At 33.8% G+C, this 13,238-nt stretch carries 14 protein-coding genes and 1 pseudogene; 6 read left to right on the top strand and 9 right to left on the bottom strand.

The features are described 5' to 3' along the window. Nucleotides 1–66: 66 nt before the first annotated feature. From MWJ95_RS13445 to MWJ95_RS13410, 8 genes are all read right to left on the bottom strand, one after another. Nucleotides 67–1,002 (bottom strand): SDR family NAD(P)-dependent oxidoreductase, encoded by a 936-nt coding sequence (locus MWJ95_RS13445; RefSeq protein WP_249106067.1) that lies wholly within the window; start codon nt 1,000–1,002, stop codon nt 67–69. 88 nt (nt 1,003–1,090) lie between these two features. Then, nucleotides 1,091–1,660: a TetR/AcrR family transcriptional regulator gene (locus MWJ95_RS13440; RefSeq protein WP_249072602.1), complete on the bottom strand. Its 570-nt coding sequence runs from the start codon at nt 1,658–1,660 to the stop codon at nt 1,091–1,093. A 268-nt stretch (nt 1,661–1,928) separates the two neighbouring features. Continuing rightward, entirely contained in the window at nt 1,929–2,354 is a 426-nt protein-coding gene (locus MWJ95_RS13435; RefSeq protein WP_249072603.1) for a GatB/YqeY domain-containing protein, read from the bottom strand. A 193-nt stretch (nt 2,355–2,547) separates the two neighbouring features. Next, nucleotides 2,548–2,850: a hypothetical protein gene (locus MWJ95_RS13430; protein ID WP_249105998.1), complete on the bottom strand. Its 303-nt coding sequence runs from the start codon at nt 2,848–2,850 to the stop codon at nt 2,548–2,550. A gap of 302 nt (nt 2,851–3,152) precedes the next feature. Then, on the bottom strand, nt 3,153–3,914 hold the full coding sequence (locus tag MWJ95_RS13425) for a formate/nitrite transporter family protein (RefSeq protein ID WP_249072605.1): 762 nt from the start codon (nt 3,912–3,914) through the stop codon (nt 3,153–3,155). A 413-nt stretch (nt 3,915–4,327) separates the two neighbouring features. Then, on the bottom strand, nt 4,328–5,320 hold the full coding sequence (locus MWJ95_RS13420; RefSeq protein WP_249072606.1) for a zinc-dependent alcohol dehydrogenase family protein: 993 nt from the start codon (nt 5,318–5,320) through the stop codon (nt 4,328–4,330). A gap of 175 nt (nt 5,321–5,495) precedes the next feature. Next, nucleotides 5,496–6,179: a VOC family protein gene (locus MWJ95_RS13415; RefSeq protein WP_249105996.1), complete on the bottom strand. Its 684-nt coding sequence runs from the start codon at nt 6,177–6,179 to the stop codon at nt 5,496–5,498. Between the two features lie 85 nt (nt 6,180–6,264). Continuing rightward, on the bottom strand, nt 6,265–6,603 hold the full coding sequence (locus MWJ95_RS13410) for a cupin domain-containing protein (protein WP_249072608.1): 339 nt from the start codon (nt 6,601–6,603) through the stop codon (nt 6,265–6,267). A 986-nt stretch (nt 6,604–7,589) separates the two neighbouring features. On the opposite strand from MWJ95_RS13410, the gene MWJ95_RS13405 reads away from it, so the two are divergent. Together MWJ95_RS13405 and MWJ95_RS13400 are read left to right on the top strand one after the other, a co-directional pair. Beyond that, the gene (locus tag MWJ95_RS13405) at nt 7,590–8,459 is read left to right on the top strand and encodes a cation diffusion facilitator family transporter (protein ID WP_249072610.1); all 870 of its coding nucleotides are present in this window, start codon (nt 7,590–7,592) and stop codon (nt 8,457–8,459) included. Between the two features lie 152 nt (nt 8,460–8,611). Beyond that, nucleotides 8,612–9,033: pseudogene (locus MWJ95_RS13400) on the top strand (GNAT family N-acetyltransferase). Nucleotides 9,034–9,122: 89 nt separating this feature from the next. On the opposite strand, the gene MWJ95_RS13395 reads toward MWJ95_RS13400, so the two are convergent. Then, on the bottom strand, nt 9,123–9,629 hold the full coding sequence (locus MWJ95_RS13395) for a GNAT family N-acetyltransferase (protein WP_374110114.1): 507 nt from the start codon (nt 9,627–9,629) through the stop codon (nt 9,123–9,125). A gap of 246 nt (nt 9,630–9,875) precedes the next feature. Here MWJ95_RS13395 and MWJ95_RS13390 point away from each other — a divergent pair, with 246 nt between their 5' ends. From MWJ95_RS13390 to MWJ95_RS13375, 4 genes are all read left to right on the top strand, one after another. Next, on the top strand, nt 9,876–10,910 hold the full coding sequence (locus MWJ95_RS13390) for a YdcF family protein (RefSeq protein ID WP_249105993.1): 1,035 nt from the start codon (nt 9,876–9,878) through the stop codon (nt 10,908–10,910). 314 nt (nt 10,911–11,224) lie between these two features. Beyond that, nucleotides 11,225–11,749, top strand: coding sequence for a SpoIIIAH-like family protein (locus MWJ95_RS13385; protein WP_249105991.1), 525 nt, complete (start codon nt 11,225–11,227; stop codon nt 11,747–11,749). Nucleotides 11,750–11,956: 207 nt separating this feature from the next. Continuing rightward, a complete protein-coding gene (locus tag MWJ95_RS13380) occupies nt 11,957–12,571 on the top strand; it encodes an exosporium glycoprotein BclB-related protein (protein WP_249105990.1) in 615 nt (204 codons plus the stop codon). Nucleotides 12,572–12,827: 256 nt separating this feature from the next. After that, nucleotides 12,828–12,980, top strand: coding sequence for a YjcZ family sporulation protein (locus MWJ95_RS13375; RefSeq protein WP_249072615.1), 153 nt, complete (start codon nt 12,828–12,830; stop codon nt 12,978–12,980). Nucleotides 12,981–13,238: the final 258 nt, after the last annotated feature.

Raw genomic sequence — 13,238 nt, 5'->3', positions numbered from 1 at the left:
GCTATACTTTCTGTAGGTAAGATTTTACCAACAGAAGTTTATGCGGATTTTTTACGCTTAATAGTCCTATACTCTTTTTTTCATCCATGCAATCGTTTCTTCAAGCCCTACTTTATATGAAGTACGTGGTAAAGCACCTATTTCCTTTTCATATTTCTCCCCACTTAAAATGACTGGTTCTTCTGTTAAATACAACATTTCAACTATTTCTTTCATAGAAGGACTAACTATTCCAAATAGTCGGATCATGCCTTGAGAAACTGTACGAACGCCTTTTTGATAGCCAGTAATTTCACGTAAAATTTCTACTAGTTCCTCTCCTGCGATTGGATGAACAGCTGGCACGTTCCAATTCTGATTATAGGTGTCGTCTCGTAATGCAAGCTCAACCATAGCCTTTGCGCCATCAACTGTATAAAGGAATTCCCTTTTCACTTGCATATTCCCTACAAAATTAGCTTTTTTACCTTGTACAACATTTTTTAATGTTTCATAGAGTATTGTATTCTCTGCATTTGGTCCGTATAAATCAGGGAAATGTACTATTAACGAGGGTACTTTACTTTTTTTCAATTTATTTTCCATCGTTAAACGAATCTTTCCTTTTTTCGTCTGTGGTTCTTTTCTAACTTGCTCTATTACAGGATTTGTCGATTGTCTCCCATAAGCATAAATATTGTCTACAAGTGCAATCTTTGTTCCTCGCCTTTGGGCAATTTTAATCACCATATCTATGCAACGCATATGGTACTTATCCCAATCCTGATATGGAAAACTAACAGCATGAAAAATAATATCAACACCATCTGAAGCATTCATCATGAGCTGTTCATTAAATACATCGCCTGAAATAATTTCGACGTTTTTGTGATGCTGAAAAAGTGCTACTAACTTTTCTTTATTTCTAGCAAATGCCTTCACCTGTATATTTCGATTTACTAGTTCATTTACAAGAGCATAGCCCATACCACCAGATGCCCCAATCACTAATGCTGTTTGCAACATTAATTCCTCCCTCGATTAATTAACCACTGGTCAAATAACTGTAAATTGAAAGCTCTAGATATTTTTCTAGAGCTAGCTTCTATATTTATGTTAAAGCCTTCATGAGAAATTTTGCATGTGCATCCACTGCTTGTTTCGCTTCCTCATAATTTTTTACATAATGGCGATAATGTGCAACAAATCCATGAAGTGCAATGAATGTAGAGTGTATCTCTGAAATCAATAGTTTAGTCATTGATAAGGACTGTACAGACTGTGCAAATTTTTCATAGCTAAGGTTCGCTGCCTCTTGTGAAAGCCCATCAATTTCTCTATCTCTTATCATAAACATTAATTCATACTGGCTTTGATTATTTAAACCAAAAGCCATATAGCCTACAAAAACGTTCAATAGTTTCGTATTATGATCCCCAGGACCATTCACGGTTTCATCCAACGTGTTATTCAGTTCAGAAAAATAATCACCTAATATTGCATAAAATATTTCTGCTTTATTTTTAAAATGATAGTAAATAGCCCCATGACTACAACCAAGCTCTTTAGCAATACTCCGCATTGATACTTGGTGAAAATCCTTTGTGATAAATTGCTTATGAGCTTCATTTATAATCATTTCTTTCGTCAAATCTTTTGTTGACGGCTTTCGTGGTGACATATTACCCTCCTTATTGACCAGTGGTTAATAATCAGTATATAGGTATTTTCATTTTTTGACAATAGGGACATTACGTAGAACAATAATAATGTGTGTGCCCACAAAACAACCTCCTACTACTTGAGGAGGTTGTTTTGAGTTGTTATAAGTCTTTTTTGTTTGTTTATCGTGAGTAGCCATCGTGTTAGTTATACGCTATCTTTGATTGGCGTAGACTGGCATGAAAAAGTGCCAAACATTCACAAAGATTTCCTTGAGCACTTTGTTTCTAAATTAGACTCTTCACAACTTTTGAAATAACAGCACCTTCAGCCTGGCCAGTTAACAAAGGTTTTGCAATTTTCATTGCTTCTCCCATGTTCATTCCTTTTACAACCCCAGCTGCCACAAGTTTTTCTACAATTTCTTCTTCCGTTAATTGCTTCGGTAAAAATGATTTTAGAAGGACTAATTTTGCTTCCTCTTTTTCAATTAAATCAGCTCGCCCTGCATTTTGAGCGCCCTCTAAAGCCTGATTTGTTTGCTTGACTTCACGATTGACAATCGCCATTTCTTCTTCAGACGATAAAGCGTCTCCCTTTTCTTTTTCAGCTAAATCAAGAGCAGATTTCAAAAGTGATAATACACCTTTTGCTAAGACATCCTTTTCTTTCATTGCCTTTTTTAATTGTTCGAATACCTCTGTTTTTAACAATGTTTTCACTCCTTCGTAAAATTCATTATAGCAAAAAAATACCGTAACCTTAAGGGATACAGTAAGTTTGATTTAACTTCTATCAATGAATGTCTTTTGTACCCAATATGTAGCGACAGGTACAGAAATCTTCCATTACTATTTGGTGCTATAGATGAATATAGGATCAATTATGCAGAGGCAAAAATTGATGCTATTTTACTTGTTTAAGCATAGATACTTCAGCTTTTGTCGTTATTACATCCACTGATAAAACATCAAATTTTGCATCTACAAGACCAATTTTTCGACTTAAATTTTGTTCAACTTTGTCTAGTCTTTTCTCCAATACTTCGTTTTTTTCTTCTAGTCTCTTTTCAATTGCTTCAATTTTTTCTCCCAGTCTCTTTTCAACTGCTTCGATTTGTTGCTGAAGTTCTGATTTCATGTCTTGCATTTGCTTCGAAAGCTCTAAAATTGCTTGAAGGATCGTATGTTGGTTCACTTCTTTTTCCATTTTCGACTTCCTCCTCTCTTTTATATTCACATAATCTATAAAATTCACAGCATTAATCACATTAACATCCATAAAAAAGGTAGAGTTACATAAGCAACTCTACCTGTCATTCTATCTATCTTTTATTTCTAAGTCAAAATATTAATAGTTGAAATCTATCAGATATTCTTCCATTAACTAATTCGCAAAGCTTTAAATCCCCTGTTTAAAAGAGGCATTACACTCACTTTTAAATTACCATGAAGCGTAGTGTTTTACTTCGAAATCAAACCATGTAAAGAACAATAACACGATCTAGTGAATTATTTCTCTCTGCCATTTACCCAATAAACAAGTCCAATAACGGCTCCCCCAATAATATTACCGATTGTTACAGGTAATAAATTTGAAAATGCTCCCGCATAGGATACGAGTTCACCATGAGGTATTAATAGAGCAAGAGAAAACAATGTCATATTTGCTATACAGTGCTCAAAACCGATTGTGACAAAAGGAAAAATACAGCAGAAAATCATCACTAATTTCCCAGTCTCTGTTTTTAATTTATAAGTACACCATACAGCCAAGCATACAAGTAAATTACATAAAATACCTCGACATAAAAGTTCAACGAAACTAGCATTCATCTTAGCTGAAGCCAGTTTTTCAATGTAAGCCGCTGTGTCTCCCACTGCTAGCCCAGAATAAAAGAATAATGTGGCTGCTAAAAGAGAACCAAAGAAATTTCCTATGTAACTAAACGTCCAAATGCCTAACATCTCTAATGGTGATGATTTTTTTGATAGTGTACTAACGGTTAAAACTAGATTATCTCCAGTAAATAAATTTGCCCCAGCCATCATGACCATACTAAGTGCCACACCAAATGCTAACCCTTGTAAGATTTTCATACTTGGTACCTCAGTTGGACTTAATAAGCCACCAATAGTAGTGATGAGCAAAATTCCAAATCCGATAAAAAGTCCGCCGAAAATGGCTAACAACAAATAATTAGCAGACTTATGCTTCATCATGTTAATTTTTGTTTCAGCTGTTAAACAAACTGAAGAAATTGCTTCTTTCATACTTTCATCTCCCAAACAACATCAAGCTATTTTAAATAACTCGTTTTTAGCGCTGATCTTAAGTAGTCATCTAGTTTCCACTCTAACCAACTTTTATACAAGGCTACATTTTAACAAATATTATTCCAAAATATCGTTAATTAGCAAATTTAAAGTAAATTCCTCCAAATTAACATATATTTATGCATTTTAGAATCTCTTTTAGTTCATTTGGATTAAAGGATAAAAAAAGATAGTGCACGAATTTCATTGTTTCTCCATTATCTAATTTTTTTTTACGGGTATCTATAATGCTGATGAGGCTTGTGTGGCATCGAATGTTCATTTAAAAATAATTGATGGTATTTAGGCTAGCAATACTACTTATAAAATAAAAAAAACGAGGGGTAAAAAACCATTACCCTTCGTTTCTATTAATAACTTGTTAAAAATATCTTTCCTTTAGTAGTTTTAGATGATTCAACAGCCGTTATCGCGTTTTTAATGTCTAACAAATCATAATGAGTATCAACCGTCATCATTTTTAACTTATCACTATTAACTAGATGGATTAAATGATGAAATGTATCTTGCCATCTTTCTACCGATACTTGCTTATTCCAATGACGCAAATGGAACATATTGGCATGTACATTTGCTTCTTTAACGATTCTCTGCCAATTCACTTGCACACCTGATAAAAGACCAATAGCTAAAAAGTTCCCTCCAGATTTCAGACAGAAAGCAAGATCATTGCCCGCCACCCCTCCAATAGAATCAATAGCCGCATCAGCACCCCTACCATTTGTTAGTTCCATTACTGTCTCATAGAGTGGTGCTGTTGAAGTATCTATTACATAGGAAGCGCCAAGCTGAATTAAATCGTCCGTATGTCTATTATTTCTCGTGACCGCGATTAATTGAAAACCTAACAATTTAGCTAGCTGTGCAAATATATGTCCAATTGCGGACCCACAAGCATTCACTAATAAAACATCATTTGGCCTTAATTGTAATATGTCCGTACAAGTGACCCAAGCTGTCATTGGGTTGATATACATTTGCGCTGCAGTAAAATCATCGATAGAATCTGGAATGGCCACTGCGAATTCTGCGCTTGTTTTTACAATTTCCTGCCAAGTTCCTTCTCCTCGTAAAGGCAATACACGCTTTCCAATAAGACTTTGAGAAACACATGGACCTACATCCTCTACAATACCGATCCCTTCATAGCCAGGAATAGTCGGTAAAGAAATCCGATGAGCATAACTCCCCCATATTGGTATTAAATCTGAAGGGTTAATAGGTCGCGCAAGCATTCGAACAAGAATTTCTTGTTCTTGAGGGGGATGAATTGTTTTATTTTCAAACTTTAAAACTTCCCGAGGGCTTCCAAATTCATATAATTTAATGCATTTAGCTTTCAATAAATTAACTCCTTTATGTTTGATTGCTGAATTTTTTTCACAACTATTCCGAAGTGAAACTCAGGGAAGCTTCCTTCATCCTCACCGATTATTAATCTTCACCAATTGGGATTTTGAGCAGTTTTTCTCCCGCTTAATGAAAATTAAAAGGAGATTTAAAGTTCTGATGGTGTTTTTAAAGCTTTGAAATGGTAAAATCACCATCTTCGGTCATGCATAGTTGTAAGTTTTTATTGATTTCTATCTCAATAGGGCTAACAATTGCTTTTTTGTTAGAAAAATACCAAACACGTTCACTTGGTCCTAAAAGTAAATTTGCGCCATCTTCATAATTCCCCATAAACGTGAGACCATTCGAACGAATTTCGTTATGATTCATTGGCATTATACCGTATTCTTTTAAACTATCGGCTACTGAATAAATAGCATCCGTCGTTAAATTCATTTCGGCAATATTTAATACATGCTCGGGTGAAAAAGACTCTACATCCTGTTTTGGATTTACTTCCTGTCTTGAAATGAGCTCAATAATATTCCCTTCAGGATCATAAAAATAACAAGAATGAGCATTTAATGTATCAAAATATACTTCATCCTGTCCCTCTGAATATAATAATTCTGCATATTCTTTTACCCAGCTTTTCGCTTCATTAAATAAATTGCATGGAATATTTAACGCAAAATGATATTGTTTTTTAATCAAATACGGTATTTTTTCAAAAGTAATCATACTTTCGCCAACAGCTACATCAAAAAAATCATCCGTATTCTTTATTACTGCAAATCCTAAATGATCGCAGTAAAATTCCTTCATTTTATGTACATCATACACATACAGTTTCACCTTTGTAATCTTCATCGTAAAACATCCCCTTAGCAATTGTTAGCATTTACTATACTTATTAAAATAAATACATGCCTCATGCAAAAGAATGAAAACGACTTTAAAGTTGGATACGATCTCCCCTGCTATTTGGTTGTGAAATGACCAAAAACTCTACCTCTTCCTCTGAATCATTACGCATCTGGTGCGCTTTAAGGGGCGGCACTTCAATTCCTTCATTCTTTTGCAACACAATTCGTTCTCCGTCGATATCGATAGTTGCTGTTCCAGATAATACAAAGAAAAATTGTTGTGCATGATGGTGATAATGGTTTGTCTCTACCGTTTTAGCTGGCATACGTTCATGAATAATACTGAGACCATCATTCTTCACTAAATGCCAGCCATCACATTGTTCTCCCCATATGTAATGTTCTGCATACTGTTTGCTAATTTTCAAAACTAATGTTCACCTTCTTTTCTCTTGATTCTCATCGATATTTACTTAATATTATAAATAAGTATAATACTTTCACGCAGCAAGGAGTGAGATCGTTGAATATCAAAAAACAATTGCTAGGCATTTCTCTCGGCTATATGCTGGGATTATTCATTGCATACATTTTTTTCGATTATTTTTCTTGGTCGTTTACTCTAGGCTCTTTTCTAGGTATTTGTTTATTTGCTCTAATTTTAAAGTTCTTAAAAGCGAGATAAATTCCCTGCTAGTAATAGGAATTTAATAATTTCCAAACTTGTTTGCACGCATAATTTCATACATCATAAACTGATCAACAGTCCAAAGGTAGTCCATTGATAGGTGCATTCTGTGCTTCATCTTTCGTCCTTAGTTGATATGCATGAAAAGGAATGCTCCTTTTAAAACTAGCCCTTCATCCGTACGGTTCATTAACCATCTTACTTTTCATTTACCGCCTGCTCGTACTGCGTTGCACAAAGTGCACACCATATATATTGCTGTTCGATATTGGTTCTAGTAATTTGAACATAGTTCACTTTACCATCTGCCTTATTTTATTATATCGGAGGTAGAAAATGGATAGCAATCCCTTTCCCTTTTTCATTCACTATCACTAAACTTTCAAACAAAAAAAAATGAACTGGAATTGAATTTTATTTAAGTAGAAATGAACTTTATCGCCTCAACACATAATATAGTCATTATCTTCTCTTCCTTTATTCGCATACGGTATTACAGCATAATTGTGTCCGGAGGTTTTAACGTCTTTCAGCGGTGTTTCCGACACCTGCTGAAAGACGTTATAAAATGCTTTTTAGTTGTCTAAATTTTTGTTATAAACGTTTCCTTCAACCAACTTTTTTGCCCACCAGTTATTTAATCGGAATTAGGAAAAAACGTTGCTATAGACCCACTCAAAGTTTACTTGTTATCATAGGTCTATATATATCAGGAGGTGATTTCAGGTGCATTCATCAAAAATTGCTTTTTTATCTGTTATAAGTAATTTTACTGTTGTCCTATTAAAAATTATCGTTGGATTGTTCACTGGATCAGTTGCCATTTTATCGGAGGCAATCCATTCTCTTCTAGACCTACTTGCCTCTTTTATTGCCTTTCTCTCCGTACGAATTTCCAGTCGACCAGCTGATAAAGAACATCCTTATGGACATGGTAAAGTTGAAAATATTTCAGGGACCATTGAAACATTGTTAATTTTTGTTGCTGGGATTTGGATTATTTATGAATGTATTCATAAAATTATCACCCCTACTCCAATCAAACTCCCAGTCCTAGGAATACTAGTTATGTTATTTGGCGCCTTGATTAATTTTTTTGTATCACGGATTGTTTATAGAACTGCAAAGAATACCAACTCTGTTGCCATGAAATCAAACGCATTGCATTTACTTACAGATGTCTATACATCATTGGGCGTTGCTTTGAGTTTATTGATTGTCCATTTAACGGGCTGGTATATTTTAGACCCAATCATCGGTATTATATTAGCATGCTATATTATGACAGAAGCTTTCAAACTGATGAAAGAAACATTTCCTCCATTAATGGATGCACGATTATCGACGGAAGAGGAAGAACAAATTATTCAAATTATTGAATCATTTAAAGATGAATACATTGAGTATCACGATTTTCGAACTAGACGTTCTGGGGCGGAAGAATACATCGATTTCCATTTAGTCGTAGCATCCAATGAAAGCATTGAAACCGTTCATGATTTATGTGATCGTATTGAAGAACAAATTAATAGCATCTTTTCTCAAGCTAATATTCTTATTCACTTAGAACCAGAGAATGAAAAAATAAATGAATGATTTACAAATGACCAGGTCTATTTCACAGTACCTGGTCATTTGTTTGATCCGCTGAAAATATTACACTTATGCTAAAATAAGGATGTTGCATTGGTTCAGTCATATGGTTTGAAAATAACATCAACCGCGATAAAAGAGGAGGGGAAAAATTTATACAATACAACATTTCACAAGAGCAAAATGATCGTAAAAAATCTTTCATTAATAACAAGCTTTACGAATACAATTTGAAACATTTTCCAAAGGATTTAAGAGGCCGATATCAAGAGATCAACCTTTACCTTACAGATGAAAATGATCAAATCTGTGGTGGTATATTGGGGAAATTTGTTGGAATTGGTTAGAAATACATACCCTTATGATTGATGAGGATATTCGTGGTTTAGGCTATGGCTCTAAATTATTATTAGAAATCGAACAAATTGCTTTTAAAAACAAATGTGATTTCATTAAGGTAGATACTTTAAGTTTTCAAGCTTTAGATTTTTATCAACATCATGGCTATCAAGTCTACGGTACATTGGACAATGTTGGCAGGGATTATAAGCATTACTATTTAAAAAAGAATCTTTGATAATCCTTATACTCTGTATTAAAAAGTTGCAATGGTAATCACTTAGTCTTCATTAGTTTTACAATTGCAACTTATCCTTTTTCAAAATATTATTTATTAAATTTCTGATAGTGTAGTGAATATATTTGGTGAATTTTATTAAAAATAAACGACTCCTTTTCCTTCATAAAACCATTTTTTTCAGCAACACGAATGGACGGTCCATTTTTAGGATCAATAATACTTATAAATTTTTCTTGTCCTAACTGCGTAAATCCATATTCCACACAACCTTTAGCTGCTTCAGTTGCATATCCTTTAGACCAATATTTTTTATGAATATGGTAGCCCACCTCAACTTCAGTTTTCCCATCAACTATTTGTTTAACGAGACCACAATCTCCAATTAACTCTTTCGATTCTTTTAAACAGACAGCCCATAAACCGTAACCATCTTCTCGATATCTTTGTTTATTTTTCTCAATCCAATTTTTAGTTTGTTCTAAATTAAATGGTGACGGATAATATTTCATGGTTTCAGCATCTGAAAAAATTGTGTAAAGAACAGAAATATCCTCATCTTTTAATTCTCGTAATTCTAATCTTGCTGTTTCCATAATTATCAATATAGTTACCTCCTTGAATATGTGAATTGTTTTTCCTTATTTTAAGTTTAGAATAATTTGCTCCAGACTTGCCAAAAAAAGTAAATTTCGTCTAATCTGTATGTGTAAATAACAATATTTTTTAAGGTTTATGTAAGGATTACGTAAAAAGGATGTAATTTCAAAAATCTATGCTAATATATAGTAGTTTAAAAATAAATCGATCAATAAAATATATAGATGAGGTGTAGGGTTTTTATGTATTTTGGGATTATTCCGCTTATCCTATTTTTTATTTTTCTGTATTCTTACTTGAAAGATCCCAGAAAAATAGTAAATGGCTTTTTATTTAATATTTTTTTCTGCTCATTCCTTTTATTTTGTACGTTTGTTTCTTTAGCATCTGAAAACAATATTATACAGCTTTTAGTTATTATTCCTTTAATAGCACTTTTCTTTATAATACCTTTTGGAATTGTAGCTTTAATGTTCGGCCTATTTCTTAATGCAAGAATTTTAATGAAAAGAGAAGGAAGACGCTTAGCAAATTCCTTAACTTTAATTGTAGCTATTATTATTTTATTATTTTTTATCATGCCTATTATTAGTCCATCCAGTTTGTTATCTAGTATATTTCAACCTATTTTTGGTGGAATATCGCTTATTATTTTTTATTTCTTGATTCATTTATCAAACTTTCTATCTGCTTATTTCCTCTATCAGTTTAATAAACCAAAATATAACCAAGACTTTATCATCGTACTAGGCAGTGGTTTAATTAACGATAAAGTACCACCACTTCTTGCAAGTAGAATTAATAAAGCTATTGATTTTTATCAGAAACAAGCAGCGGTTACCACACCACCAACAATCATTTTCTCAGGAGGGCAGGGTCACGATGAAAATTTGCCCGAAGCGGAAGCGATGCAAAAATACGCTGTGGAAAAAGGCATTCCTCTTGAGCATACTGTGCAAGAAAATCGTTCTGTAAACACCTATCAAAATATGTTATTTTCGAAACAAATTATGGATACATTAAAACCAGATGGCAAATACAACAGCATCTTTACAACGAATAATTTCCATCTTTTCCGTGCTGGTCTATACGCTAGACAAGCTGGCCTGAATAGCCAGGGTATCGGCTCAAAAACAGCCTTTTATTATTGGCCCAACGCAATGATTCGTGAATATGTTGCAATTGTTGTAATGGGACGGAAAAGACATATGAAAGTTGTTGGGATAATTCTCGGAATGTCTCTACTCCTTTCTGTATTTGGCTTATTATTCTTATAGTTAAATGAAAAAAATAATCAACACAAGGGTACTGAATCATAAATATTTAGTACCCTTTTATTAGTCGTTGACCGTAGATATTTCTCCCCTGTGGCCAAACATGACATGTAACAATACACTCGTTCATGACACCCATTTTAAAAGCGAATGCAAAACTTATTTTCGATAATTTAAAGCGGCTTCGCCAAATCGGGCAGAAAAATAAGTTGTTTTCGTTTAACTGTCAGCATAATTATAAATAAATTTCTCATAAAACAGACATTGAAAAATTGCATAGTGGTGTTTAACCAAATATATTGAGGGAGGGACAGTGAATGCAACTAAAAAGTAAATCGTCTTGGTTACTTGCATTATTAACTATAGTAGCAGTTATTTCAATGTATAATTTGATGGTTCCACCAAAACAATCACAACCGGAGATCGCCTTAAAAGAAGATACAGATCAAAAAGCAACAATACAGAGTGTAACAAAGGAAGTTTCTTCTCCAAGCCTTTTATTTGAAGAAACGCGCCTTCAAGTTAGTAACAAGAGAAACCAACTTCGCCAAAAGTTAACGCAAAAAATAACGTCAGAAGAATATTTTGTTGAAGAAAAAAATAAGGCCTCTATTGAGCTTGATACGCTCAATAAAGAAGAATCTACGGAAGCATTACTTGAGATGGACATTAAATCATTAGGTTTTCCCGATGCTTTAGTACGAATTGAAGGCCAAGAAGTTTCTGTAACAGTGATGGCAAACGAACTATCAAAATATCAAGCAAATGAAATGATCTATCTAATAAAAAAAGAGTGCGAGGATGCAAATGTGAAGGTTAAATTCGGTGCTAATAATTATTAATAGCAAGTAAAAATTAACAATATAATTCATAAAAATTAAAGCTTAAAGTAACATGCTTTTAAGTACGGTGAAAATCACCTATAGAAATACCTTATACATCTGGTTCGGTGTACACTGCCCAGCCTAAAAGATGCAGTTCTTTATAAAGTTAAAAGCCCTTCTCACTCACTTTCTTGGACATATCATAGCCATGAAAGGAGAAAATTTATGTGCACAACTAATGATAATTTTAATTGTATATCAAAAAGAAACGAATGTATTAATGTTAAACCATTTGTAGCCAAAGATATAAATTGTATAAGTACGGAACCTGAAAATAGTGGCGGTTCGATAATTCCCTTTTCCTCTGGAAATACACAAACTGTAGTTGAAAATATACTAGGCAATAATCTTGCTAGTCTTATAGGGTTTGGTACTGCTGTAGACCTTGTACCTATTGCCAATAATACAATTAATTTAACGGGTATTTTAAGTGAGGCCTTCAACGTCCCACGTGACGGGAATATTACTGCTATTTCAGCCTCGTATACTGCATTGGCAGGACAGATAGAATCAGGATTTGTGACAATCCGTGCTCAAATTTTTCAGGCACCTGTAGGAAGTAATACTTTTACTGGTACAAGTGCCAGCGTTGATTTAGTCCCATCTGTTACAGCACCTATACCCGCTGGCCTTTTAGTATTTGCATCGGCTACTATCTCACCAGTACCTGTAGCTGCAGGTGATCGTTTATTAATGGTATTTTATATTTCATCGTTACAAGCAGAAACTGCAGTTGACTTAGTTATCGGTACTGCAAGTGCAGGAATTAATATTGTTTAAACAAGCTTGTATTACTTGACCATTCAATTTTACAGAATGGTCTTTTTTACTTAACGCTGTCCAATATTTCGAATTATACGGGACATTTTCTATGTTTTTTGTGCGAAAGCGTAACGACAACACCAGATGTCTTTTGTGCATTTTTACCGTTCCCGCTGACTTGATTAATTTTTAATGCCTATTAGTGAATGGATAAATACCCCACTTCTTCTCTACAGCTAACATATTATATATTGTAGAAAGGAGGGATTTCTTTATGGGATACTATGGAAACAACTGTTATTCCTATGGCTGTGGCTGTTACGGTGGCTATAGCCGTGGCTCTGGTTCAGGATTTGCGCTAATAGTAGTTCTATTCATTCTTCTAATTATAATCGGCGCTACTTTTGTAAATGGAGAAAACTGTTAGTATATCATTATAAATCAACTAGCCATCCGCACATCTCTTATGATAAAGGGTCTCTCTCAGCTAGTGACCCTTTGTCGTTTCTTTTCTTATTTACCTAAAAAACGCAAAAAAATAGGACACAGCAAAACTTCCGTAACAGAAGATTGCTATGCCCAGAGTAAATGGCCAGAGATACTTTAGACACCTTTGATGCATGTGCTCAAAATTTTTAGATGTCATTTGAATATAAATTTCAAACGGGTGGCCAACATGCACTTC

This window comes from Lysinibacillus sp. Bpr_S20, from assembly GCF_023337835.1.
GTDB lineage: Bacteria > Bacillota > Bacilli > Bacillales_A > Planococcaceae > Lysinibacillus.
The sequence above is the reverse complement of the archived record's forward strand: the minus strand, read 5'-3'. Positions and strand labels throughout refer to the sequence as shown.